Below are 24982 nucleotides of genomic sequence, written 5' to 3'. Positions count from 1 at the left end.
TACTCATTCAGCAATACAGTATGAGCACAGCCTGGAAAGTTAAGTTTTCAGTATTTCCCCTCTCCACGGGGGCACCATCGCAAATGGCAAATCAACACGCAAAAAAAAACTTGTTGAATATGAACGGGTAAAAAAACGACGTGTGATTTGCATCACCTACATTTACAGCTTTTTAAATTATTGCCAGTGATTAATGTTGACCAGGCTATTTCCATAATCAATTAAATCTTGCATAGTGCCTCCACATTATTTCTCCCCCTGACTCAGGAGGCGAATAGTTATATTTCATCAGAATTTATTGATGAACCAGGTATGCTTTACTTCACATTAATACGTACATGACCACTGTTACTGGAGAAACAAAATGAATTATCCGGCAGAACCCTTCCGTATTAAAAGCGTTGAAACTGTATCTATGATCCCGCGTGATGAACGCCTTAAGAAAATGCAGGAAGCGGGATACAATACTTTCCTGTTAAATTCGAAAGATATTTATATTGACCTGCTGACAGACAGTGGCACTAACGCAATGAGCGACAAGCAGTGGGCCGGAATGATGATGGGTGATGAAGCCTACGCGGGCAGCGAAAACTTCTATCATCTGGAAAGAACCGTGCAGGAACTGTTTGGCTTTAAACATATTGTTCCTACTCACCAGGGGCGCGGCGCAGAAAACCTGTTATCGCAGCTGGCAATTAAACCGGGGCAATATGTTGCCGGGAATATGTATTTTACTACCACCCGTTATCACCAGGAAAAAAATGGTGCGGTGTTTGTCGATATCGTTCGTGACGAAGCGCACGATGCCGGTCTGAATATTGCTTTTAAAGGTGATATCGATCTTAAAAAATTACAAAAACTGATTGATGAAAAAGGCGCCGAGAATATTGCCTATATTTGCCTGGCAGTCACGGTTAACCTCGCAGGCGGGCAGCCGGTCTCCATGGCTAACATGCGCGCGGTGCGTGAACTGACTGCAGCACACGGCATTAAAGTGTTCTACGACGCTACCCGCTGCGTAGAAAACGCCTACTTTATCAAAGAGCAAGAGCAGGGCTTTGAGAACAAGAGCATCGCAGAGATCGTGCATGAGATGTTCAGCTACGCCGACGGTTGTACCATGAGTGGTAAAAAAGACTGTCTGGTGAATATCGGCGGCTTCCTGTGCATGAACGATGACGAAATGTTCTCTTCTGCCAAAGAGTTAGTCGTTGTCTACGAAGGCATGCCATCTTACGGCGGCCTGGCCGGACGCGACATGGAAGCCATGGCGATTGGTCTGCGCGAAGCCATGCAGTATGAGTACATCGAGCACCGCGTGAAGCAGGTTCGCTATCTGGGCGACAAGCTGAAAGCCGCTGGTGTACCGATTGTTGAACCGGTGGGCGGTCACGCGGTATTCCTTGATGCGCGTCGCTTCTGCGAGCATCTGACGCAGGACGAGTTCCCGGCGCAAAGCCTGGCTGCCAGTATCTATGTGGAAACCGGCGTACGTAGTATGGAGCGCGGAATTATCTCTGCGGGCCGTAATAACGTGACTGGTGAACACCACAGGCCGAAACTGGAAACCGTGCGTCTGACTATTCCACGCCGCGTTTATACTTACGCGCATATGGATGTAGTGGCTGACGGTATTATTAAACTTTACCAGCACAAAGAAGATATTCGCGGGCTGAAGTTTATTTACGAGCCGAAGCAGCTCCGTTTCTTTACTGCACGCTTTGACTATATCTAAATAATAATTATGGCCCCATCTCAGGATGGGGCTTTTTTGTATTTCTTTTCCATGAACAGGAAGCCTTTGCGGTGCCCGTTACCGTGACATAACTACAAAAGTAAACCCTGACTCCGACATTTTTATTATCCGCATGATGTACAAATGACAGCTGTAATTATAACGAATAGTCTACAGGAACATTTATCATGGATATTAATGCCATTGAGCGACAGAGTAGTACCCCCGGACTGATTAGCGGAACCATGTTGGTTATCGCGACCGTAGTGGGTGGAGGGATGTTTTCCCTGCCGATTGCGATGGCTGGCGTATGGTTCCCCGGTGCGTCAGTTATTCTTCTGTTTATCGCCATCATGATGTTATTAACCGGTCTGATGCTGGTCGAAGTTAACCTGCATTATGGCGCCGGTGCCAGTTTTAATACTTTTACTCAGGATTTATTAGGCCGAAAGTGGAATATTGTGGTCGGTATCGCTTTCGGCTTTGTGCTGTATATTCTGACCTATGCCTATATCTCTGGTTCGTCGGCGGTGATGGCGCAAACCGTGTTCAAATACAGCGGCGTGCGCTTTCCGGCGAATATCTCGGTGGTGATCGTCAGTATGCTGGTCGGGGCGATTGCCTGGTACAGCTCCTTGTTGGTTGGACGTATTACTACCGTGTTGATTATCGGTAAGTTTATCGCGTTCTTTGCCACCTTCTCTGGCCTGGTGGGGCATATCGAAGTGGCGAAACTCGTCGACAGCGTGGCGGTGGCGCTGCCCAATTCGCAGTACCTGCCGTATATCCTGATGACGTTGCCGTTCTGCATTATCTCGTTTGGTTTTCACGGTAACGTGCCGAGCCTGGTTAAGCTGTATGGCACGAGCGGGATCTCAAATATTACGCGTTCGATTATCATCGGCACGCTGTTTGCCCTGCTGCTGTATATCTTCTGGCTGGGCGTCACGATGGGCAACATCAGCCGTTCCTCATTCCCGCCAATTATCGCCAAAGGCGGCAATATCGACGTGTTTGTCGAGGCTATCAGCGGGCTGTTCACCAGCCGTTATATGGATCTGATCCTGACCTTCTTCGGCAACTTTGCGGTAGCCAGTTCCCTGCTGGCGGCGACGCTTGGCCTGTTCGATTACATCGCCGACCTGTTTCACTTCCCGGATGACGGCATGGGTCGCCTGAAAACCGCGCTGGTGACCTACTTCCCGCCAGCCGCCGTGTGCTTCTTCTTCCCGAACGGGTTTGTCCACGCCATTGGTTACGCCGGTCTGGCCTTTACCATCTGGAGCGTGATCCTGCCGCCGTTCCTGGTGAAAGCGGCGCGGAAACGTTTTCCGACCGCCAGCTATACCGCGCCGTGTAATAACACCGTGCTCAATCTGGTCATTGTCTGTGGGGCGGTTGTCTATCTGACGGTTGTTCTGGACGTATTTGGTCTGCTGCCAACGTTTCGCTAGACGGAGTCAAAATGAAAAACGTGTTGTCTGTTCAGTCGTCAGTCGTTTATGGCTATGCCGGAAATAAAGCCGCCGTGTTGCCGATGCAGCTCTCGGGGATCGATGTCTGGCCGTTTTACACCGTACAGTTTTCCAACCACACCCAGTACGGGATGTGGCAGGGCATGGCGATGCCGCACGGCGAGCTGAGCGCCATCATCAGCGGGCTGGATGATCTGCAAAAACTGGCGCAATGCGATGCCGTGCTGTCCGGGTATCTCGGGGACAAACGCCATTGTGAAGAGGTGAAGCTCGCGGTCACCACCATTCGCCAGCGTAATCCCCAGGCGCTCTATTTTTGTGATCCGGTGATGGGCGACCCGCAAAAAGGCTGCATCGTCGCGCAGGGCGTGGAGTCTTTTTTTGTCGATGACGCCATTCAACTGGCCGATGTGATGGGGCCGAATCTCTATGAGCTGGGCGTGCTGACGGGCAGACAACTACGTAGTTTTGACGAGGTGGTGGAAGCGGCGCAGCAGCTGGTGGCGTGGGGCGTGAAGAAGGTGCTGGTGAAACATCTCGGCGACTGCTCGCGCGACAAACAGGCGTTTGAAATGCTGCTGGTGACGGCGGAACAGACGTTACACATCGCCCGGCCGCTGTATACCTTTGCCAAAATGCCAGTGGGCGTTGGGGATCTGATTTGCAGTGTGATGCTGGCCTCACTGCTCAACGGTTATGAGGACAAGCAGGCGCTGGAGCGGACCACCAGTGTCGTCGACGCGGTGATGCGGCTGACGAAAGAGCACGACTCGTATGAACTGCGGCTGATAGACGCGCGTCACCAGATAATGGAGCCGCAAATTCGCTATCAGGCAACGGTGCTGTAGCGCCGCAAGGAGGCTCTATGTTTCTGACACTGCTACGATTTCAGCATCCGCTGATCTACCGTTTTGCATGGCTTCGTCTGTGGGTCAGGGTGTTAAGAGCGTGCGGGCTGCGTAAGTGAAAGGGGAGAACATTTTTCTCTGCTGCCGGATGCGGCGCTTGCGCCTTATCCGGCCTACAAATGAGCGTGAAACGTAGGCCCGATAAGCGAAGCGCCATCAGGCATTAGCGCCAGGCATTACACGCGGAAGTAGCGTGGTGGGATCAACGCGGAAAAGGCGTCGAACTTCTTCACCATCTTTTTCCAGAACAACATAACAACAATCCTCGATTTGAAACATCGGCGCTATTTTAGTCAGCGCCGACAAATCGTAAAGCCAGTCGCTTCGTTTCGATCCTGAAGCGGTGTAAACCTTTTTGGTCACCACGTCGTCAAATACGGTTGCCGTGAATTTGACGGGGTTGACAATGGATTACGCCATAAACCAGTAATAAAAGAGACCGACTTTCAGGCCGAGGATCACAATGTAGGCGCAGCAGTATTTCATGGTGCCAGACATTATCTGGTTGGCCTGTCCGTCCATTTTTGTGGCTGAAACCGCAATGGCGATACTCTGCGGCGAAATCATTTTCCCTCCCGTTGCGCCAGAAGTATTCGCCGCCGCGAGCCAGTTGGGATCGATATGTAGTTTACTGGCGGCAATGGTTTGCAGTTTGCCGAACAAAATATTCGAGTTGGTATCGCTGCCGGTAACAAACGTGCCCAGCGCGCCAATCACTGGGGCGAGGAAGACGTAGGAACTGCCGGTCAGATCGACAATCGACTGGGCCAGCGTGGAGATAATCCCGCTGAGATCCATCACCGTGGCCAGCGCGACAATCGCCATAATCGCCACAATGGAATTTTTAAGCTGGAAAATGGTTTTGATAAACACTTCCAGCATCCCGCGTGCGGACGCTCCCTGAATAAAACCGCCAATAAGGGTCGCAAAGATGATCAGCATCCCCGGCGTGGTCACCCATTCAACTTTCAGCGCCAGCGTGTTGCCGTCGGCGAGCGTGAAATGCAGCACCGAGGCCAGTTGGGACGCCGCGCCTTTGATCGTCGGGAACAGCGGTGAGCACAGTAGGATAAAAACAAAAATAAACAGATAGATAGAGCCTACGCGGAACAACACTTTTGCCGAGCGCGGCGTGGTTTCGCGGGTATGGCTGACCTCAATGCGCCACTCGGGATCGGTTTTCCCTTTGCGCAGGCGGCTGACCATCGCCACGGCAAACAGGCTGACCAGGCTACCGGCAAAGGCGGGCAATTCCGCGCCAAGATGAATGGCGACAAAATATTGCGGAACCAGCGTGGTGATGCCGCAAATCAGCGTGATCAGAAATACGCCACGAATGGCTTTCAGGCCGCCGCCAATAATGCAGACAATGACAAACGGCAGCAGGATATTAAACAGCGCGAGCTGCAGAATAATGGTTCCGCCTAAGGTATACACCGGCAGATTAACCTGTTCCGCCAGAATAGAAACCGGGATCCCGACCGCGCCGAACGCGGTGGGAACGGTATTCGCCACGAGAGAAGCGATCGCCGCCTTCAGCGGGTTGAATCCCAGCGCAATAAGAATGCCGATCGGAATGGCGACCGCAGTGCCATAACCTGCCGCGGCTTCAAGGAATCCGCCGAAGCACCATGAAATCAGTAGCACCTGAATACGCTTATCTTCGCTAATGCTGGCGAGAATATCGCGCAGAATATCCAGCGCCTTGGTCGCCTGCATGACGTTATAACTGAAGATGGCGCCGAGGATCACAATCACAATCGGCCATAACCCCTTCAGGGCGCCATAGCCTATCGCGGCTTTCAGATTCTGTACGGGCATTTCCCAGAATATGGCCGACAGCGCGGCAGTGAATACCAAAGAGATCAACACGGAATAATGGATGGGCATTTTCAATTTCAATATTAAAAATACCATCAGTAGTAAAGGAGAGAGTGCCAGGGCAAACATAAAATATTCGTTCATTGCTATTCCTGATTGGTTCATTAAACCTGATTTATATTTATGGTGGGGAGGCTACATTGCTGGGTTAATAAAGTATGTAAACTGAATCGCTTCAGTGAATAAAGTAATTATGATTTGTAGTTTTGTAACTATTGTAATCTTTTAATTAAAATCCAATGCCAGGTAAATATACTTAAGAGTAAGCTGAATACCTATAAATAGTTATATGATAACCTTTTTAATAATGCTGGTGATGAGAATAGTAAGCACCTGAAACTGTTTTTAAGGTGTTCATAATGCTGTGGTTTTAAATATAAAAATGTGAGCGAGACCGAAAGAAATAAACCTGGTTGTTGCATATGGGGGTTGATTAGGGGATTATTTGGTTTTGTCATACAAATGAAAATACAGACATATGCGACTGTCCTGACTTAAGAAGCGGAGAGTCGGTATCAGAGGAAAACGACCCGAGCATCACCATGAACCCAGGCATTAGTAAAAACAGCAAACAGAAAAACTGGGCGTGAAATACGGCTGAACCTTTGCTTGATATCGCGATATCAAGCGCAATAAACAGAAATGAAGCAATGGAGTAGTTATTGTGAATGTAAATTTCTTTGTTACCTGCATTGGTGACGCACTGAAATCACGGATGGCACGAGACTCCGTATTGCTGCTGGAAAAACTGGGTTGTCGCGTTAATTTCCCCGAGAAGCAAGGGTGTTGCGGTCAGCCAGCCATCAACAGCGGTTACATCAAAGAGGCGATCCCTGGGATGAAAAACCTGATCGCCGCCCTGGAAGACAACGACGATCCGATTATCTCGCCAGCAGGCTCCTGTACCTACGCGGTAAAAAGCTATCCGACGTATCTGGCCGATGAACCGGAATGGGCGCTGCGTGCCGAAAAGGTTGCCGCGCGTATGCAGGATCTCACCTCCTTTATCGTCAACAAGCTGGGCGTGGTGGACGTCGGCGCCAGCCTGCAGGGCCGCGCTGTCTATCATCCCTCTTGTAGCCTGACTCGAAAGCTGGGGGTGAAGGAAGAGCCGCTCACGCTGCTGAAAAACGTGCGCGGGCTGGAGCTGCTGACGTTTGCCGATCAGGATACCTGCTGCGGCTTTGGCGGGACGTTCTCTGTCAAAATGGCCGAGATATCCGGCGAGATGGTGAAAGAGAAAGTCTTACATTTGATGGATGCGCAGCCGGAATATTTGATTGGCGCAGACGTCAGTTGCCTGCTGAACATTGGCGGTCGACTGCAACGGGAAGGCCAGCCGGTCAAAGTGATGCATATTGCTGAAGTGCTGATGAGCCGCTGAGGGGAAAGAGATGTCGATAAAAACCAGCGATGTAGAATTTAAACTGCGCATTCGTCAGCAGATAGAAGATCCGATCATGCGCAAAGCCGTGGCCAATGCGCAGGAGCGTATTGGCGCAAATCGACAAAAAATGGTCGATGAGTTAGGCCACTGGGAAGACTGGCGCGATCGTGCCAGCCAGATCCGCGATCACGTGCTGAGCAACCTCGACGCTTACCTGTATCAACTCTCCGAGAAAGTGACGCAAAACGGCGGCCACGTCTATTTCGCCAAAACCAAAGAAGAGGCCACCGCCTACATTCTGCAGGTCGCGCGCAGCAAAAACGCGAAGAAGGTGGTGAAGTCCAAGTCGATGGTGACCGAGGAGATCGGCGTCAACCATGTCCTGCAGGATGCGGGAATCCAGGTGATCGAAACCGATCTCGGGGAATACATCCTGCAATTGGATCAGGATCCACCTTCGCACGTCGTGGTCCCGGCTATTCATAAAGATCGCTATCAGATCCGCCGCGTGCTGAACGAGCGTCTGGGGTATGACGGCCCGGAAACCCCGGAAGCCATGACCTTGTTCATTCGCCAGAAGATCCGCGAGGATTTCCTGAGTGCCGAAATCGGTATTACCGGCTGTAACTTTGCCGTGGCGGAAACCGGTTCAGTATGCCTGGTGACCAACGAAGGCAACGCGCGCATGTGCACCACGCTGCCGAAAACGCACATTGCGGTGATGGGCATGGAGCGTATCGCGCCAACCTTTGCTGATGTGGATGTGCTGATCACCATGCTGGCGCGCAGCGCCGTGGGCGCTCGTCTGACGGGCTATAACACCTGGCTGACCGGCCCGCGTGAGGCGCATAACGTGGACGGACCGGAAGAGTTCCATCTGGTGATTGTCGATAACGGTCGCTCGCAGGTGCTGGGCTCTGAGTTTCGCGATGTGCTGCGCTGCATCCGCTGCGGAGCCTGTATGAACACCTGCCCGGCGTATCGCCACATCGGCGGACACGGCTATGGCTCCATCTATCCCGGCCCTATTGGCGCGGTGATTTCTCCACTGCTCGGCGGCTATAAAGATTTTAAAGACCTGCCGTACGCCTGTTCCTTATGCACGGCCTGCGACAGCGTCTGCCCGGTGCGTATTCCGCTGTCAAAACTGATCCTGCGTCATCGTCGGGTGATGGCCGAGGAGGGCATTACCCCGAAAGCCGAGCGAAGGGCGATCAAAATGTTCGCTTATGCCAATAGCCATCCGGGGCTGTGGAAAGTCGGGATGATGGCGGGCGCGCATGCGGCAAGCTGGTTTATCAATGGCGGGAAAACCCCGCTCAAGGTTGGCGCGATTGGTGACTGGATGGAGGCGCGCGATCTGCCTGATGCTGACGGCGAGAGCTTCCGCAGCTGGTTTAAGAAACATCAGGCGCAGGAGAAAAAGAATGGATAACCGTACCGCGTTTTTAAACACCATCGCCCAGGCGCTGGGTCGCCCGCCGCGTTTCGAACCGCAAGCGGATGCCGCGCCGGTTAACAATTATGCCAACGAGCGCCTGACTGAACTTAGCCCGCAGCAGCGCTGCGATGCGTTTATCCAGTTCGCCAGAGAAGTGATGCTGGCCCGCTGTGAACTGACTCGCGAGGACCAGGCCGCAGAAGCAGCGCTACGCCTGTGTGAAGAATTGGGTCAGCCGGTAGTGCTGAGCGGCGACAGCCGACTGGTGGCGCTGGGCATCACCGAACGCTTGCAACAGGAATGCAACGCCGTGGTCTGGGATCCGGCGCGAGGCAGCAAAAATATTACCGAGGCCGAGCAGGCGAAAGTCGGCGTGGTGTATGCCGAGTATGGCCTGACTGAGTCCGGCGGTGTGGTGCTGTTTTCCGCGCCGGAGCGCGGGCGTTCTTTGAGCCTGTTGCCGGAGTCCTCGATTTTCGTGCTGCGTAAAAGCACCATCCTGCCGCGCGTGGCACAACTGGCAGAAAAACTGCATCAGAAAGCGCAGGCCGGTGAGCGTATGCCGTCGTGCATTAACATTATCAGTGGACCCAGCTCGACGGCGGATATTGAGCTTATCAAGGTGGTTGGGGTGCATGGCCCGGTGAAGGCGGTGTATCTGATTATTGAGGATTGTTAAGGCAGGAGAAAGAACCGCTCTGGGCTTTGGGCCAGAGCGGTATCGACGTTATGCAATCATGCTGATGATCAACACGATTACCAGGCCAACCACGGAGTTCACCAGCTCCAGCAGACCCCAGGTTTTCAGCGTATCCTTCACCGACAGGTCAAAGTAGCCTTTGAACAGCCAGAACGAGGCATCGTTGATATGGGTCAGGGTGTTGGAGCCTGCCGCCGTCGCCAGTACCAGCAACGCCGGATCGACGCCCACCAGTTGACCGGTTGCCGGGTCGAGAATGGCTGCGCTGATAATCCCCGCTGCCGTCATGGCTGAGACCACGCCCTGACCGGTTGCCAGACGAATAAGCACGGTTATCAACCACGCCATGATGTATGGCGAAATATTGCCGTGCGACATCAGCATACCGATGGTATCGCCAATGCCGGTATCAATAATGGTCTGCTTCAGTACGCCGCCCGCGCCGATGATCAGGATCACCATGGCGATGCTTTTCACCGCGTTTTCAAAGGCGTTCATCACCCACTGCATGTCGTGACCACGCGCGGTACCAAACAGCACGAAGGCGACAATCATGGCGATAAACATCGCAATTGGCGAGGAGCCTAAGAAGTTGACCACTTCCCACGCCTGCGTTCCTTTCACCAGCCAGATGTTGGCGATGGTGGTGGAGATCATGATGATCGCCGGGATCAGCGGAACCAGAATAGAGATGCCGAAAGACGGTAGATTGTTCTGGTCAACCGGTACGTCGGCCTTCATGAATGACGGCGTCGGGCGATCGAGGTTGCCGAGGAACTTCGGCAGGATAAGCCCGGCGCAGATCACGCTCGGAATAGTCACCAGAATACCGTAGATGTAGACCATACCCATGTCAGCGCCGTAGGCGTTAACCAGCGCGACCGGACCTGGCTGCGGCGGGAACAGAGAGTGGGCAGTGGTGGCGGCGGCAACGGCAGGAATCGCCAGCTTGAGGAACGGGATCTTTGCTTCCGCAGCAATGACGATCACCAGCGGCGCCAGCATAATAAACGCCACTTCATAGAACATCGCCAGGCCAAAAATCAGACCAATAATGATCACCGAAAGCTGCACATAGCGCAGACCGAGTCGCGCCAGCAGCGTATGAGCAATCTGATGCGCCGCTCCGGAATCGACCATCAGCTTACCGATGACTGCCCCGAATACCACGATAATCGCCAACTCACCCAGCGTGCTGCCAAAGCCGGATTTCATGGTGTGCAGCAGCGCCATTAAGTCCATACCCGCCAGCATGCCGACCGAGAGCGCCGCCAGCAGCAGGGCGACCATCGAGTTTATTTTGAATCTTAGATTGAGCACCAGCATCAGACCGATGCCGAATACGACCCACAGAATATTGAGAACATGCATATAACGTCTACCTTTATTGGTTGAACTATTATGATTTTGGTTGAGATGTTATCTGCATTGGTTAACCATTGATGCGATGAATGTCACATTGCGTTACATGTTTACATCTTTACTGCGCTTCCTGGCCGCAAAATGGCGGTCTAATCAGCAAAAATCGTGATTTGGTTAACCAATTCATTCCTTCAGGTTGACATGTCATACCAAAAGGAGGAATTTATGTGCCATATCGTCGAGTCCATAACGTAAATGAGGAATAAAAGATGGAACAGACATGGCGCTGGTATGGTCCTAACGATCCGGTCACCTTAGCGGATGTACGTCAGGCGGGTGCCACGGGCGTGGTCACCGCCTTGCACCATATCCCGAACGGGGAAGTGTGGACGGTTGATGAGATCCTAAAACGTAAAGCCATTATTGAGCAGGCGGGCCTGGTCTGGTCGGTCGTCGAAAGCGTACCGATCCACGAAGACATTAAAACCCGTTCTGGTAACTATCAGCAGTGGATCGCCAACTACCAGCAAAGCCTGCGTAACCTGGCCCAGTGCGGCATTCGTACCGTGTGCTACAACTTCATGCCGGTTCTCGACTGGACCCGTACCGACCTGGAATACGTCCTGCCGGACGGCTCCAAAGCGCTGCGTTTTGACCAGATTGAATTCGCCGCCTTTGAGCTGCACATCCTCAAACGCTCGGGCGCGGAAGCGGATTACACCGCCGAAGAGATTGCTCAGGCGAATGAACGCTTTGCCACCATGAGCGATGAAGACAAAGCGCGTCTGACCCGCAATATCATCGCCGGTCTGCCAGGCGCGGAAGAGGGCTATACGCTTGACCAGTTCCGCCAGCATCTTGCGCGTTATAAAGATATCGATAAAGCCGCACTGCGTGAGAACTTTGCCGTCTTCCTGAAAGCAATTATTCCTGTGGCGGAAGAAGCAGGCGTGCGGATGGCGGTACACCCGGACGATCCGCCGCGCCCAATCCTCGGCCTGCCGCGCATTGTTTCCACTGTGGAAGATATGCAATGGATGGTCGATACGGTCAACAGCATGGCGAACGGTTTTACCATGTGCACCGGCTCCTACGGTGTCCGGGCGGACAACGATCTGGTCGACATGATCAAACAGTTTGGCCCACGCATTTACTTCACCCACCTGCGCTCCACGCTGCGTGAAGATAACCCGAAAACCTTCCATGAAGCGGCGCATCTTAACGGCGACGTCGATATGTACGAAGTCGTGAAAGCGATCGTTGAGGAAGAGCAGCGCCGTAAAGCCGAGGGTAAAGAGGACCTGATCCCAATGCGTCCGGACCACGGCCATCAGATGCTTGACGATCTGAAAAAGAAAACCAACCCAGGCTACTCCGCGATTGGTCGCCTGAAAGGGCTGGCGGAAGTGCGTGGCGTTGAGATGGCTATCCAGCGCGCTTTCTTTAGCCGCTAAAGCGAGTTGCCGGTCACCTGTCTGGCCGGCTTTTTCTTTTCTCTTCCGTTGGTCATTCAACGGGTTCTGGAGTTCACGATGACAACGACAATTGCCAATAGCAACCTGCCGGTAGCTCGCCCTGCATGGGACAGCTCGCGCCTGCAATCCCGCATTGTTCACCTGGGATGCGGCGCATTTCACCGCGCGCATCAGGCGCTGTACACCCATCATCTGCTGGAAACCACCGACAGCGACTGGGGGATCTGTGAAGTTAACCTGATGCCGGGTAACGATCGCGTGCTGATTGAAAACCTGCGCAAACAGCAACTGCTGTATACCGTGGCGGAAAAAGGCGCGGACAACACCGTGCTGAAAGTGATTGGCTCGATGAAAGAAGCGTTGCACCCGGAGGTTGACGGCTGTGATGGTATTTTACAGGCTATGGCGCGCCCGCAGACGGCAATTGTCTCGCTGACGGTCACGGAAAAAGGCTACTGCACCGATGCTGCCAGCGGTCAGTTAGATCTCAATAACCCGCTGATTAAACACGATCTGGCGAATCCAGGCGCGCCGAAATCGGCGATTGGTTACATCGTACAGGCGCTGCATCTGCGTCGTGAGCAAGGGCTTGCGGCCTTTACCGTGATGTCTTGCGATAACGTGCGTGAAAATGGTCATGTGGCGAAAGTCGCGGTGCTGGGTCTGGCGCAGGCGCGCGACCCGCAGCTGGCGCAGTGGATTGAGGCTAACGCCACTTTCCCGTGCACCATGGTCGACCGCATTGTTCCGGCGGCGACGCCAGAAACGTTGCAAGAGATTGCCGACCAGTTGGGCGTGTACGATCCGTGTGCTATCGCCTGTGAGCCATTCCGTCAGTGGGTTATCGAAGATAACTTTGTTAACGGTCGCCCTGACTGGGACAACGTTGGTGCGCAGTTCGTTGCCGATGTGGTGCCGTTTGAAATGATGAAACTGCGTATGCTCAACGGCAGCCACTCTTTCCTCGCGTATTTGGGCTATCTCGGCGGCTATGAAACTATCGCTGATACCATGACAAATCCGGCGTACCGCAAAGCGGCGTTCGCGCTGATGATGCAGGAGCAAGCGCCGACGCTGTCGATGCCGGAAGGCACCGATCTTAACGCCTATGCGACGCTGCTCATCGAGCGTTTCAGCAACCCATCACTGCGTCACCGCACCTGGCAGATTGCGATGGACGGCAGCCAGAAATTGCCGCAGCGCCTGCTGGATCCGGTGCGTCTGCATCTGCAAAACGCCAGCGACTGGCGTCACCTGGCGCTGGGCGTGGCGGGCTGGATGCGCTATACCCGTGGCGTGGATGAACAGGGGCAGGCCATTGATGTTGTCGACCCCTTGCTGGCTGAGTTCCAGCGCATTAACCAACAGTTCCAGGGGGCCGAACGCGTGACGGCGCTGCTGGGGCTGAGCGGCATTTTTGGCCATGATCTGGCGGAAAACGCTGATTTTGTGGAGACAATTATCGCGACGTATCAACAGCTGTGTGAACACGGCGCACGCGAGTGCGTTGCGGCGTTAGGCGCTGACGCATAATCCCCGAAGTATGACGGGTCAATCAAAATGCTGATTTGGTTGACCCGTTTTCTGTTTTTGGCTTCCCGCAAATGCTATAGTTCAGGCGAAAAAACGTTTTTTGTAGGCTTGATAAGATGCGTCAGCGTCGCCATCAGCCAACGGCACAGGTGCCGGATGGCAGCGCATGTGCCTTATCCGGCCTACGGATCTGAATTGACGCATCTGACGGACATAACACGATGAAATCGAACACTTCTCAACAAAGACCCTACCAGGAAGTGGGTGCAATGATCCGCGATCTGATTGTCCAGACGCCGTACCTGCCCGGGGAGCGTTTGCCGCCGGAACGTGAAATTGCTGAGATGCTCAATGTCACTCGCACGGTGGTTCGCGAAGCGTTAATTATGCTGGAAATTAAAGGTCTGGTGGACGTGCGCCGCGGCGCCGGGATCTACGTACTCGACAATGCAGATGCGCAGACCATCGACAGTACGGATGTCAATCATTGCAATGACGCGGGTCCGTTTGAGCTGCTGCAGGCGCGACAGCTGTTGGAAAGCAATATCGCCGAATTCGCCGCGCTGCAGGCTACCCGTGAAGATATCGTTAAAATGCGCCAGGCGTTACAGCTGGAAGAGCGGGAGCTGGCCTCCAGCGAAGCGAACGGTTCTGAAAGCGGCGACATGCAGTTCCATCTCGCCATAGCCGAAGCCACGCATAACAGCATGCTGGTGGAGCTGTTTCGCCAGTCATGGCAGTGGCGTGAAAACAACCCGATGTGGATCCAGCTCCATAGCCACCTTGACGATACCCATTACCGTAAAGAGTGGATGGGTGACCACAAACAGATCCTGGCGGCATTAATCAAAAAGGATGCCCGCGCAGCCAAGCTGGCAATGTGGCAGCATCTGGAAAACGTCAAACAGCGCCTGCTGGAGTTTTCAAATGTTGATGACATCGACTTTGATGGCTATCTGTTTGATTCCTGGCCGCTGGATAAAGTTAACGCCTGATTTTCCTTCCTCTCCCATGCGGGCTGTTGCAGCCCGCGCGACACTTTTCAGCACAAAAGTTTATTGCATAACAACGCTTTTTTCTCGTCATGAACGTCACGTAAAAAAAGGTTTCCATCACCTCAGATGATGATTTTTCCGCCGTCGTTACGCGGTGAAAATTGATTTATATCAATTAAAAACAACTTATTTTTGCATGCGAAAAAATGCATTGTTTACCTTATTTTTACCTTTCCGTGCTTATTTTTAGACAAAACGGGCCTGTGTTAAGTGAGAATCAAACTGATTTACGCGGTGGTCAGAGCGAGGCAGCCTGGAATAACAGTGCATAAAAACAGGCGCTTCACGGAAATGTAGACATTAATAACGGCACGTAACCTATTGGCTGTAATGATGTTTTGATTTGATGTCATGTTTATTATCAATAGTTCTGGCTTTTTTAATCAAATGAATAAAAGTGAATATATGTAAAGTTAAAATTACACATTATTCTATAATCAAGTTATCTTTCATTTGAAATACTGTTCCAGTTTTTTGTTCGTTATTAACAGTTTCATTACTATTGTCACTGTATTTTGCCGTTGACATGTTTTTACACTGACTGCATATTTCATCGCCATAAGCGTGTTTGCGTTCAGGAGATGATAATGCCCTCTCGAGATTACCCCGATATTAGAAAGGCCAGGGGTACCCGTTCAAAAGATATGGTTCTTTTAAGTGCCCGTGTCGATACCTCTCTGTGGGAATATGTTCGTACGCTGGCATTTGAAACCCGTAAAAGTAAACAAGATATTATTGCCGAAGCAATAATGTTATATCGCTCTGTTAATGAGAGCGTAAACGAAGAATCCAAGTAATTACTCTCTGTTCGGGTTTTATTTAACCCAAAATGATATGTGTCTTGCCACTTTATTATTACCTTCATTGGTGTGTTAGAGGTTTTCCCCTTTTCCATAGGGGGCTTTTTTATGCGGGTATTCTGCCTTCATAACAAAGTTGATAGCAAAATTCACAATTAAAAGTGAGTAATAACATGAAAAAGTCAGCAGTGGCATTAGCTGTAATGGTATTAGGGGTAACCTCCGTTCATGCAGCGGAAATTTATAATAAAGATGGCAACAAACTAAATAGCTGCGCCTAATACCGCTACACTTTTGCCTGACCATGTTTTCCTCCGGGGAATGGGCTGGCGGTTTCCATAAAATGGCGGACCTTTTTCAGTAACTGCCACATTGAGCGGCACTGATGATTACGGGTTATCGTGTCATGAAGTGCCTGCCATAGCTGTTCCACATGATTCACCCACGGCGAGTAAACCGGCTGGTAAATTACCCTGAACTTGGGATTTGCTTTCAACCAGCGCTGTGTTTCGCGGCTTTTATGGATAATGTAGTTATCAACGATCAGCGTGATTGTTTTCGCCCGCCGGTAAGTGGCTTTCAGGTGCTTCAGCAGAGCGATAAACAGCGCTGAACTTTTGCTGTTGCCGCCCACGTAGCTGACTTTACCCGTGCCACTGTGCAGTGCGCCGGCCAGATAGTATTTTTCGTTCTGCCCCGGCGTCACTACCCGTTTCTGCTGTCCGCGCAACTGCCAGTCCGCACCGATTTTAGGATTAAGGTGGATATCCACTTCATCTTCATAAAATACCGGATGCTCTGCGCTGCATTCATCCAGCGCTTTGTGGATTACCGCCATCTTTTCATCTTTATGTGGGTCACGGATACGCAGAGTTGGCGCGGCCCTGCGCCATACAAGCCCCGCAGATGGCAACCAGCGGCGAACGGTTCCTGCATGTAACTGGCAACCGGTTATCTCATTGATTTTTATTGCCAGTAATTCGGTGCTCCAGCGTGAACGTTGATAACCAAAATCGCCGGGAGAATGCTTTATCAGCTCACGTAACAGGGTGCAGATATGTTCAAAAGGCCAGCGTCGGGAGCGCCCTGCGGGTAAGGATTTCAGGCCTTCAATACCTGAGTGCGTAAACCAGTTAATCCAGCGACCAACGGATGAACGGGCACAACAGAGAGTTCTGGCAACATCGCTGACCCGTTCACCCCGATGAAGCATCAGCATGGCCGTGAGTCTGCGGGCATGATTTTTATCACGCGTTTTATGAATAGCTTTCTGCATCAGGCGTCGTTCGCCACGGGGTATTGGTACTATGATCGGCATCGCTCAGTCCGGTTGGTGATTTTGGTTGGTTTGGCGATTGATCAGATCGCACAATCCGGGCTGAGTTCCCTTTCAGTGATCTACTATTCCGCGCAGCTATTTAGATCTGTACGGCAAAGTAAAAGCGGTCCATTCCTGGACTGGCGGCACCGATGCCGACGGTACATACGCGCGTCTGGGTTTTCGCGGTGAGACACAAATCAACGATCAACTGACCGGTTATGGCCAATTTGAAAGTCAGTTTGATGCCTCTAAAGCAGAAGGTTCTCAGAATGGCGTCAATACACGTCTGGCGTTTGCTGGCCTGGATTATGGCCATGACGTTAGCTTTGACTACGGTCGTAACTACGGTATTGCTTACGACGTGGGAGCTTACACTGACACTCTTTCAGAGTTCGGCGGCGACTCCTTTGAAGATACTGACCGCTTCCTTACTACACGTACTGCTGGCGTTGCAACACTCCGCACCAAAAATCTGTTTGGAGCCGTTGATGGTCTGAACATTGGCGCGCAATACCAGGGCCAGGATGACACTAACACTAGCCCGGCAAAACAGCATGGCAATGGCTATGGCTTCTCCCTGGGTTATGACAATATTGCGGATTCCGGCGTATCTGCGATTGCGGCCTACACCACCAGTGCGGTGACTGCTCTGCAGAAACGAAGCGGCTGGGATGGCGAAAACGCAGAGTTCTGGGGCGCGGGTCTGAAATATGATGCTAATGCCATCTACGTCGCGACCATGTACGGCGAGTCCCACAACCTGATTCAGGATGCGGATAAAGCTGAGCACTTTGAAGCAATGGCTGCGTATGTATTTGATTTTGGTCTGCGTCCGAACGTGGGTTACGTTCACGCGCGTGACAACAACAATAATGACCTGACTGAATACGTAGCGTTGGGCACGGATTACTACTTCAACAAAAACATCGTGGCTGATGTGGGTTACAAAATTAACCTGCTCGATGGCAAAGACGACGACAACCAGGTTGTTGCGGGTCTGACCTATCAGTTCTAAGTTTTTGTTCTGATATGTAAAAGGCGTCTTAGTTAAGACGCCTTTTTTACCTCTGCCGTGTTTAAACTGGCTGACTCTCTTTCACCTGTCCACCGCTAAACAGCCATTGCCAGATGCCCACTTTTACCCATGCGACCACGCAGAGAATCAGGTAAAAAAGTGGATTATGCGTAATGGTAACGTACATGACCTCCATTAAATCCACATGCAAATTACCGGCAATTGCCATATTGATAACAAAAATTGAGGCTACCGCGCTGGCCAGTAAAATAAATACGGCCTGAAGCTGGGGTATCTCTGGTAACCTGCCAGAGGCCCATTGCCATAAAAATGTTGTTGTTAACAGGAATATAAGAAACAATCCTAACGCGCCAAACAGGCCAAAGTCTTTATAATCCTTTAGCGTGCCAATTAAACCCACCAAAATAATTAACCCCAGTAGTATTTTTTTAAACCATGACATGTACTTTTCCCGAAGATAGTGTTGATGCTGAGTTAATATGTCCATTTTTACGCATTTTAAATTGAGTTTATAAATGAACTGCCGGGGATTATAAATTGTCTGGCGGGTAATTGCCGATTATTTGTGGTTTATTAAATGTTGACATTTGATTGCGGACTAATCCTAAGATACCTGTTTATAAGGTTGTCGATTATACCCTTTTGAGGGAGGCGAAACGCTGTTTGTATAATTGTGTGAGGCTAATCAGTGCCGCAATAAACAAGGCGACGGCACCGCATAGCGTGGCGTTAACGATCGCTTGAGCGCCGCTTCCCAGCAGGCTGGTTAATAGCGGTCCGAGTATTTGCCCAATGCCGTAAGTCAGGGTGACCAGGCCCAGCAGATTAATATTGCGCGGTACGCTAAGTTGACGGGCGAGCGGCATGACCAGCGAAGTGGTCCCCATAAACGTTGCGCCAAAACCCACGCTGCTTATCACCAGCAGCGGCAAGGAGTCGCTGGCGAGCGTCATGACCACGCAGGCACTTTGGATCAGTAAATTCGCCGTCAGGCATTGCAATACCCCCCAGCGTCGGGCAGCCCACAGCCAGGCGAAACAACCCGGAATAATCGATATGCCGACCAACGACCAGAGATGGGCCGTCAGCAGCGGCGACCCGGCACTTTTCGCCATCAGTGGCAGGTATGTAGCGACAATGATGTAGCCAAATCCGGCCAACCCATACAGTAGCGCCAGCAGCCACCAGGACATAGGCTGATGCTCTGTTTTTACCGGTGTGGCGGCGGGGAGCGCATGGTCGCGAGATGGCAGGAGCATAACGAGTAGCACAAAGAACAGCGCGGAGGCTGCCGCTGCCCCCAGCCAGAGCGTGTGTGATGACAGCGCAAAATGCAGACCGCTGATGACATATTCATTGCCCAGCAAAATGCCTGCGCCAACGCCGGAGAACAATGCGGCGATCACGAAGGGATGCCGGGTATGATGCAGGACGATCATCGAACCAAAAATCATCATACCGGCACTGGCGACGCCTGCCAGAAAACGGATCAGCATCACCAGCGTGGGCTGCTTAACGCTTGCCATTGCCAGAATCAATCCTGCGGTAGCGAGCGCAGAAGTTAACAACATCGGGCGTAAACGTGAGGGAAGATGGAAGAGCCCGAAGGAGAAGAGCAGGCTTCCCGCCAGATATCCGGCGTAGTTGGCGCTGGCAATCCAGGAGAGCTGGTCAAACGTAAACTGACCTTCCGACAGCAGTACCGGGAGCATCGGCGTATACAGAAAGCGTCCAATTCCCATGCCCAGCGTTAAGACCAGCATGCCAAAGAGCGCGACGCTGATGGCATGACGATTTGAATCGGGGCTTCCCTGGGACATACGGACTCTCATTTCACGCTGTTAGTTTGATAATTGTTATATTACATGCGCAAATGATAATGAAAAGTAAAATAAAAATGGGCGTTTTACTTTCTCCTTAAAAATTCGCCAGCGTCAGAAGGGAAGGAATTTGCGACAACAGATATAACACCAGCCCAATAGAACCGCCGACCAGCGTGCCGTTGATGCGGATAAACTGTAAATCTTTGCCGATGTTTAGCTCAATTTGCTGCGACATATCGCGCGCATCCCAGCTTTTCACCGTGTCGCTGATATGGCGCGTCAGGAAGGTGGCGAACTCCGGCGCAACTTTATACGCGGCCTGCTCCAGATGCCCATTCAGTGAGGCGCGCAGGGCGCTGTCGGCAACCAGTGTTTCGCCGAACCACTGTCCGGCGCTGGCGATGCGCTGCTTCACGCGCGAATCGTCAGCGTTAATGTCGGTTTTCACCCACTGGCGCAGGTCTGCCCACAGTTCGCCAAGATAACGGTTGAAGGCCTCGTCTTCCTTCAGATAGTTTTTCATGCTTTCGGCCCGCACGGCCATCTCCGGATCGTGTTTGAGCTTATCGATTAGCTTAAACGTGGCGCGATCGAAGGCGTGGCGGATCTGATGCGCCCGATCGTGGCTGATGTCATCCAGTAAGGAATTAACGGCATCAGACACCAGTTCGGCGCTGTGCTCGCCCAGCCATTCAGTCGGCAGGATCTTCGCTTTCAGCGGATGCTCGGTCTCCAGCCAGTGCACGATCTGTCGGGCGATAAACGCCCGCGAGCTGTCGCGCTGGAGCAGGGCGATAAGTTGGGCGATCAATGTGTCGAGCAACACCTGATGGCGATTGTTTTTGGTCATGCTTTCCAGCATCAGCGCGCTGGTACCGGAGAGATCGACCTTGTCGATGGCTTTGTGCACCGCCCGCTTGATCAGCCGCTGAATGCGGGCGTCGTCGGTGAGTTCGAGAAAACCGCTCATGATCTGCAGCAGATGCTGGCCAATTCGCTGGGCGTTTTCCGGCTGGCTGAACCAGTTACCGATCAACAACGCCGGTTCATGGCGGCGGATCAGGGCGATCAGGGACTGGGTGTCGAGAAATTTTTCCTGCACAAACTGACCAAGATTCTCCCCGATCCGATCCTTATTGCGCGGGATAATCGCCGTATGTTGCGAGATAAACGGGATTGGTACCCGTCGAAAAAGCGCCACCACGGCGAACCAGTCCGCCAGCGCGCCGACCATCGCCGCTTCGGCGATCGCTTTGATCCCGAGCACCCAGAAGTTAGGCGGCAGAAACAGCGTGATGACGAAGGTAGCGGCGGCAATCAGCAGCAATGAGAGCGCCAGTCGCTTGGCGCGTTTGAGTTCAGCAATTTTATTCATAGGCTTAAGGATAGAGCCAGACGGGGGGATCGCGCAAAAAATGTGGAGCGCCTCCCATTTTCAGACGAGCAAAGCTTACTCCGGGATCCAGTTGTCCCAGGCGGGTAAGGGGCCGAGTTCCGCCACCAGAAAATCGATAAACGATCGCACCTTCGGATTGCTGTACTTACTGGGAAAATAGAGCGCATACAGGGCGTGGGTTTCGCAGGTGATGGTGCCGTCGAGCATCAGCGGCGTTATCTCTTCTTTTTGAATATGATCGCCAATCAGATAGGTAGGCAAATACGCCACTCCCTGATCTTCTAACACCGATTTCAGCAATACCAGACTGCTGTTGGCCTGGATAGGCATATGCAGTTTTAACTGATGCAGACGATCCTGTTCATCCGCCACCTTCAGCACCGGCGTAAGACCTGGGTAAACCAGGCAATCATGATTGACCAGATCGCTACGACGCTGGGGCATGCCTTTTTTGGCAAGGTAGCCGGGTGAGGCGCAGTACGCCCAGCGGACAGGCACCAGCTTGCGCATTGCGTAGTTCTGCGGTGGTGCGGTGGAGATTCGCAGGGCGATGTCGAAATCCGTTTCGTTCAGATTCACGAAGTTATCGTTGAGATCGATATACAGATTCACATCTGGGAACTGGGAACGATATTTATCCATCAGGTTCACCAGCCGGGAATAACCAAACGCAATTGAGCAGGTTATGCGTAATTCACCTTGCGGGCTGTGGTAATAACCGGAGGTGGTATTCAGCGTTTCATCGAATTCTTTCAAAAGCTTATTGGCGCGGTTAAAGAGATATTGCCCGGCATCGGTCAGGGTAATACTGCGGGTGGTACGTTTAATTAATGTCGTGCCTAACGTATCTTCCATTGCCGCCAGGCTTTTGCTGACCGCAGATGGCGAGACGTTGAGCTGCGCCGCGGCTTCTGACAATCCTCCGCAGTCGACGATTTTAATGAAAAACTCCAGATGCTTGAGTGAAATCGGCGTACTCATAGTTTCCTTTTATTCACAAGTGATTTGCAAAAACGGTACGAATAGGCCGTTACATTCGCGTTTTAAACATGCAACTATTGAATCACAGGAAATAACTTGCTGGCAAAATGAAAAAATAACAACTTAGGTGAGTTACGTCACAAAATAAAAGGAGGCGAAACGGAAACTCATCACATTGTGAATTTAATCTCATTAAATATTATTCTAAAGGTACCGATTATGTGGTCACGACTCGAACCCTACAGATCGTCGATTATTTTATTAGTTGCTCTGGTGATTGGCGGCTTATTAGGTATTTATGCCCCCTCGTTTGCAAGTAAACTCCAGCCAATCGGCCAGATATTCTTAAATCTGCTATTTATGATTATTGTGCCGCTGGTGGGGATCAGCGTCATGTCTTCGATCGCCAGTATGACCGACCTAAAAAGGCTGGGGCGCATTATGGCGATTATCTTTATTGTTTCGATCGCAATGGCCTTTATTCCGGCTGCCGGGATCGTTGCGCTGGCGCTATGGTATAACCCGGCGCAGGGCGTCACTATCGATCTTTCGCAGTCGGTGCAGGCGGGCAGCGGTAAGATGGATTTTGTCAGCATGATCACGACCAGCGACTTTATCGGACTGTTTTCTAAGTCCAATATTCTGGCGCTGATTGTGATGGCGATTATTGCTGGTGTGGCGATTGGTCAATCGGATCAGGCCGGTAAGCGCATTGCGTCGCTGCTGGAAGATGCCAATACCGTGATCATGAAGATCGTCTCAATCATTATGAAGGTTGCACCGATTGGCCTGGGCTGCTATTTCGCTGCCACTATGGCCAGTCAGGACTCTGCACTGCTGCTGACCTTTGCTCGCGCCATCGGCCTGTTCATGGTGGCCACGCTGGTCTACTTTGTTTTTGGCTCGATTCTCTATTCGTATATTGGCGGCGGGATTCCGGCGGTCAAAGCCTTCTGGCGTAATGCGATTGAACCGTCTGCGACTGCGCTGGGAACCTGCTCTTCGCTGGGGACTCTCCCGGTGACGCTGCGTGCCGGTAAGGCGATGGGGATTAACCCGGAAATCGTTGATGTCTCCATTCCGCTACTGGTTAACCTGAACAAAGGTGGCGTGGCGATGATTGCCGCGCTGAAAATTGTCTTTATCTATTCCGTGCTGGGCATGGAGTTCACCACCGAGACCTTCTTCCTGACCATGCTGATTGCGGTGCTCTCCGCCATTATCGTCGGCGGCGTACCGGGCGGGGCATTCCTCGGTGAAATCTTTATCGTCACTACGCTGGGCCTGCCAATGGAAGCGATCCCGATGTTGGTAGTGCTGGGCACGATTACCGATGCGCCTGCCACACTGATTAACGTTATCCATGATTTGAATGCGGCGCAGATTGTTGAACGGTTCGCTGGAAAAAAGCAGACCAACACTGAAATAAACTCTACTGCTGCGGTGGTATAGGTTTCACACGGATTAAGAACAGGAGATGTTATGAAAGACGCAATGAAGCTTGAGACGCAGTTGGTTGTTGCGGGTCGCGACAAACGCTACACCCAGGGAGCGGTGAATCCGGTTATCCAGCGCGCCTCTTCGCTGGTGTTTGATACCGTGAAAGACAAAAAATTCGCCACCGCCAATCGCGCAAATGGCGAGCTGTTTTATGGTCGCCGCGGAACCTACACCCACTTTGCCTTCCAGAAGGCAATGAGCGAACTGGAAGGTGGCGTTGGCTGCGCGCTTTACCCGTGCGGCGCTGCGGCGGTGACCAATGCGATTCTGGCGTTTGTTCAGGGTGGCGATCATATTTTGATGACGGGCGCGGCCTACGAGCCAACCCAGGATTTTTGCAATAAGATCCTGAGTAAATTCAATGTGGAAACAACGTATTACGATCCGTTGATTGGTGCTGGTATCGTTGATCTTCTGCGTCCGGAAACGAAAGTTGTATTCCTCGAATCGCCAAGTTCGATCACCATGGAAGTCCAGGATGTACCGGGGATGGTGAAAGCTATCCGCGCGGTTAATCCGGAGATTGTCATTATGATCGACAACACCTGGGCGGCGGGTGTGCTGTTCAAAGCGCTGGAATATGGCGTGGATATTTCCATTCAGGCGGGAACGAAGTACACCATCGGTCATTCGGACGGCATGCTGGGCACGGCGGTGTCCAACGCGCGTTGTTGGGATTGTCTGCGCGAGAACTCCTATTTGATGGGGCAAACGCTGGATGCTGATACGGCCTACAACGGCAGCCGTGGATTGCGCACCCTGGCGGTACGTCTTAAGCAGCATCAGGAGAGCAGCATCCATATTGCTCGCTGGCTGTCGGCAAGGCCGGAAGTGGCGCGGGTGAATCATCCGGCATTACCGGAATGCCCGGGGCACGAGTATTTTCAGCGTGACTTTGCCGGAAGCTCAGGCCTGTTCTCGTTTGTGCTGAAAAAGAGACTGACCGACGAGCAGATGGCGAATTTCCTCGATAACTTCTCGCTGTTCCATATGGCCTATTCGTGGGGCGGATTTGAGTCGCTTATTCTGGCGAATCAGCCGGAAGAGCTGAACAGCATTCGCCCAGCCGGAGAGGTAGATTTCAGCGGCACACTGGTCAGGGTGCATATTGGCCTTGAGGATATTGGCGACCTGATTGCCGATCTGGAAGCAGGGTTTGCGCGCATTGCTTAA

19 protein-coding genes and 2 pseudogenes are annotated in these 24982 nt (G+C 52.1%); 14 read left to right on the top strand and 7 right to left on the bottom strand.

Annotation, left to right across the window (positions count from 1 at the left end; translation table 11 throughout):
- Window positions 1-364: 364 nt before the first annotated feature.
- The 3 genes from HV037_RS20770 to pdxY all read left to right on the top strand — a co-directional run bounded on the left by HV037_RS20770 (window position 365) and on the right by pdxY (window position 4058).
- Complete coding sequence (locus HV037_RS20770) at window positions 365-1735, top strand: tyrosine phenol-lyase (RefSeq protein WP_016155590.1); 1371 nt, start codon at window positions 365-367, stop codon at window positions 1733-1735.
- 188 nt (window positions 1736-1923) lie between these two features.
- Window positions 1924-3189, top strand: a complete 1266-nt coding sequence (locus HV037_RS20765) for an aromatic amino acid transporter (RefSeq protein WP_016151548.1) — start codon at window positions 1924-1926, stop codon at window positions 3187-3189.
- Between the two features lie 11 nt (window positions 3190-3200).
- A complete protein-coding gene (gene pdxY / locus HV037_RS20760) occupies window positions 3201-4058 on the top strand; it encodes a pyridoxal kinase PdxY (RefSeq protein ID WP_016151549.1) in 858 nt (285 codons plus the stop codon).
- Between the two features lie 471 nt (window positions 4059-4529).
- On the opposite strand, the gene HV037_RS20755 is transcribed toward pdxY, so the two are convergent.
- Complete coding sequence (locus HV037_RS20755) at window positions 4530-6083, bottom strand: L-lactate permease (RefSeq protein ID WP_016151550.1); 1554 nt, start codon at window positions 6081-6083, stop codon at window positions 4530-4532.
- A gap of 580 nt (window positions 6084-6663) precedes the next feature.
- Here HV037_RS20755 and HV037_RS20750 point away from each other — a divergent pair.
- From HV037_RS20750 to HV037_RS20740, 3 genes are read left to right on the top strand one after another with little or no spacing between them, the layout of a single operon-like run.
- Complete coding sequence (locus HV037_RS20750; RefSeq protein WP_016155592.1) at window positions 6664-7383, top strand: (Fe-S)-binding protein; 720 nt, start codon at window positions 6664-6666, stop codon at window positions 7381-7383.
- A 10-nt stretch (window positions 7384-7393) separates the two neighbouring features.
- A complete protein-coding gene (locus tag HV037_RS20745; protein WP_103283444.1) occupies window positions 7394-8821 on the top strand; it encodes a LutB/LldF family L-lactate oxidation iron-sulfur protein in 1428 nt (475 codons plus the stop codon).
- Window positions 8814-9506 carry a lactate utilization protein C gene (locus HV037_RS20740; protein WP_103283445.1) on the top strand — a complete coding sequence of 231 codons (693 nt, stop codon included), beginning with the start codon at window positions 8814-8816 and terminating at the stop codon, window positions 9504-9506. Before HV037_RS20745 ends, HV037_RS20740 begins: the two co-directional genes overlap by 8 nt.
- 48 nt (window positions 9507-9554) lie before the next feature.
- Here the strand turns inward: HV037_RS20740 and gntP are convergent, their stop codons facing one another.
- Window positions 9555-10898 carry a gluconate permease GntP gene (gntP, locus tag HV037_RS20735; protein ID WP_016151554.1) on the bottom strand — a complete coding sequence of 448 codons (1344 nt, stop codon included), beginning with the start codon at window positions 10896-10898 and terminating at the stop codon, window positions 9555-9557.
- Window positions 10899-11158: 260 nt separating this feature from the next.
- Here gntP and uxuA point away from each other — a divergent pair, with 260 nt between their 5' ends.
- The 5 genes and pseudogenes from uxuA to HV037_RS24710 form a co-directional block, all read left to right on the top strand.
- Complete coding sequence (uxuA, locus tag HV037_RS20730; RefSeq protein WP_016151555.1) at window positions 11159-12343, top strand: mannonate dehydratase; 1185 nt, start codon at window positions 11159-11161, stop codon at window positions 12341-12343.
- Between the two features lie 78 nt (window positions 12344-12421).
- A complete protein-coding gene (locus HV037_RS20725) occupies window positions 12422-13897 on the top strand; it encodes a fructuronate reductase (protein ID WP_103283446.1) in 1476 nt (491 codons plus the stop codon).
- Window positions 13898-14118: 221 nt separating this feature from the next.
- Window positions 14119-14892, top strand: a complete 774-nt coding sequence (gene uxuR, locus HV037_RS20720) for a Uxu operon transcriptional regulator (RefSeq protein WP_065554582.1) — start codon at window positions 14119-14121, stop codon at window positions 14890-14892.
- Window positions 14893-15539: 647 nt separating this feature from the next.
- Window positions 15540-15749, top strand: a complete 210-nt coding sequence (locus tag HV037_RS20715; RefSeq protein WP_016151558.1) for a hypothetical protein — start codon at window positions 15540-15542, stop codon at window positions 15747-15749.
- A gap of 176 nt (window positions 15750-15925) precedes the next feature.
- Window positions 15926-16021, top strand: a pseudogene (locus tag HV037_RS24710) (porin); the annotation flags it as partial.
- A gap of 17 nt (window positions 16022-16038) precedes the next feature.
- On the opposite strand, the gene HV037_RS20710 reads toward HV037_RS24710, so the two are convergent.
- Window positions 16039-17070: an IS630-like element ISEc33 family transposase gene (locus HV037_RS20710; protein ID WP_001752311.1), complete on the bottom strand. Its 1032-nt coding sequence runs from the start codon at window positions 17068-17070 to the stop codon at window positions 16039-16041.
- 45 nt (window positions 17071-17115) lie between these two features.
- On the opposite strand from HV037_RS20710, the pseudogene HV037_RS20705 reads away from it, so the two are divergent.
- Window positions 17116-18088: pseudogene (locus tag HV037_RS20705) on the top strand (porin).
- Window positions 18089-18149: 61 nt separating this feature from the next.
- Here the strand turns inward: HV037_RS20705 and HV037_RS20700 are convergent.
- The 4 genes from HV037_RS20700 to HV037_RS20685 form a co-directional block, all read right to left on the bottom strand.
- The gene (locus tag HV037_RS20700; RefSeq protein WP_094168650.1) at window positions 18150-18551 is read right to left on the bottom strand and encodes a hypothetical protein; all 402 of its coding nucleotides are present in this window, start codon (window positions 18549-18551) and stop codon (window positions 18150-18152) included.
- A 190-nt stretch (window positions 18552-18741) separates the two neighbouring features.
- Window positions 18742-19929: an MFS transporter gene (locus HV037_RS20695; protein ID WP_103283447.1), complete on the bottom strand. Its 1188-nt coding sequence runs from the start codon at window positions 19927-19929 to the stop codon at window positions 18742-18744.
- Between the two features lie 97 nt (window positions 19930-20026).
- The gene (locus tag HV037_RS20690; RefSeq protein ID WP_016151562.1) at window positions 20027-21307 is read right to left on the bottom strand and encodes a DUF445 domain-containing protein; all 1281 of its coding nucleotides are present in this window, start codon (window positions 21305-21307) and stop codon (window positions 20027-20029) included.
- A 75-nt stretch (window positions 21308-21382) separates the two neighbouring features.
- The gene (locus tag HV037_RS20685; RefSeq protein WP_103283448.1) at window positions 21383-22309 is read right to left on the bottom strand and encodes a LysR family transcriptional regulator; all 927 of its coding nucleotides are present in this window, start codon (window positions 22307-22309) and stop codon (window positions 21383-21385) included.
- A gap of 219 nt (window positions 22310-22528) precedes the next feature.
- On the opposite strand from HV037_RS20685, the gene HV037_RS20680 reads away from it, so the two are divergent.
- Together HV037_RS20680 and metC are read left to right on the top strand one after the other, a co-directional pair.
- On the top strand, window positions 22529-23761 hold the full coding sequence (locus HV037_RS20680; protein WP_003019196.1) for a dicarboxylate/amino acid:cation symporter: 1233 nt from the start codon (window positions 22529-22531) through the stop codon (window positions 23759-23761).
- 30 nt (window positions 23762-23791) lie between these two features.
- Window positions 23792-24982 (top strand): cystathionine beta-lyase, encoded by a 1191-nt coding sequence (gene metC, locus HV037_RS20675; RefSeq protein WP_103283449.1) that lies wholly within the window; start codon window positions 23792-23794, stop codon window positions 24980-24982.

The organism is Citrobacter sp. RHBSTW-00017 (assembly GCF_013797615.1).
GTDB classification, from domain to species: domain Bacteria; phylum Pseudomonadota; class Gammaproteobacteria; order Enterobacterales; family Enterobacteriaceae; genus Citrobacter; species Citrobacter braakii.
This window is presented reverse-complemented; position numbering and strand designations above follow the sequence as displayed.

Excerpts from the sequence above, each read along its gene's own strand:
- HV037_RS20725 (WP_103283446.1), top strand. The coding sequence starts at position 12,422 with ATGACAACGACAATTGCCAATAGCAACCTGCCGGTAGCTCGCCCTGCA.
- HV037_RS20740 (WP_103283445.1), top strand. The coding sequence starts at position 8,814 with ATGGATAACCGTACCGCGTTTTTAAACACCATCGCCCAGGCGCTGGGT.
- HV037_RS20680 (WP_003019196.1), top strand. The coding sequence starts at position 22,529 with ATGTGGTCACGACTCGAACCCTACAGATCGTCGATTATTTTATTAGTT.
- uxuA (WP_016151555.1), top strand. The coding sequence starts at position 11,159 with ATGGAACAGACATGGCGCTGGTATGGTCCTAACGATCCGGTCACCTTA.
- pdxY (WP_016151549.1), top strand. The coding sequence starts at position 3,201 with ATGAAAAACGTGTTGTCTGTTCAGTCGTCAGTCGTTTATGGCTATGCC.
- HV037_RS20710 (WP_001752311.1), bottom strand. The coding sequence starts at position 17,070 with ATGCCGATCATAGTACCAATACCCCGTGGCGAACGACGCCTGATGCAG.
- metC (WP_103283449.1), top strand. The coding sequence starts at position 23,792 with ATGAAAGACGCAATGAAGCTTGAGACGCAGTTGGTTGTTGCGGGTCGC.
- uxuR (WP_065554582.1), top strand. The coding sequence starts at position 14,119 with ATGAAATCGAACACTTCTCAACAAAGACCCTACCAGGAAGTGGGTGCA.
- HV037_RS20700 (WP_094168650.1), bottom strand. The coding sequence starts at position 18,551 with ATGTCATGGTTTAAAAAAATACTACTGGGGTTAATTATTTTGGTGGGT.
- HV037_RS20685 (WP_103283448.1), bottom strand. The coding sequence starts at position 22,309 with ATGAGTACGCCGATTTCACTCAAGCATCTGGAGTTTTTCATTAAAATC.
- gntP (WP_016151554.1), bottom strand. The coding sequence starts at position 10,898 with ATGCATGTTCTCAATATTCTGTGGGTCGTATTCGGCATCGGTCTGATG.
- HV037_RS20695 (WP_103283447.1), bottom strand. The coding sequence starts at position 19,929 with ATGTCCCAGGGAAGCCCCGATTCAAATCGTCATGCCATCAGCGTCGCG.
- HV037_RS20690 (WP_016151562.1), bottom strand. The coding sequence starts at position 21,307 with ATGAATAAAATTGCTGAACTCAAACGCGCCAAGCGACTGGCGCTCTCA.
- HV037_RS20765 (WP_016151548.1), top strand. The coding sequence starts at position 1,924 with ATGGATATTAATGCCATTGAGCGACAGAGTAGTACCCCCGGACTGATT.
- HV037_RS20770 (WP_016155590.1), top strand. The coding sequence starts at position 365 with ATGAATTATCCGGCAGAACCCTTCCGTATTAAAAGCGTTGAAACTGTA.
- HV037_RS20715 (WP_016151558.1), top strand. The coding sequence starts at position 15,540 with ATGCCCTCTCGAGATTACCCCGATATTAGAAAGGCCAGGGGTACCCGT.
- HV037_RS20745 (WP_103283444.1), top strand. The coding sequence starts at position 7,394 with ATGTCGATAAAAACCAGCGATGTAGAATTTAAACTGCGCATTCGTCAG.
- HV037_RS20755 (WP_016151550.1), bottom strand. The coding sequence starts at position 6,083 with ATGAACGAATATTTTATGTTTGCCCTGGCACTCTCTCCTTTACTACTG.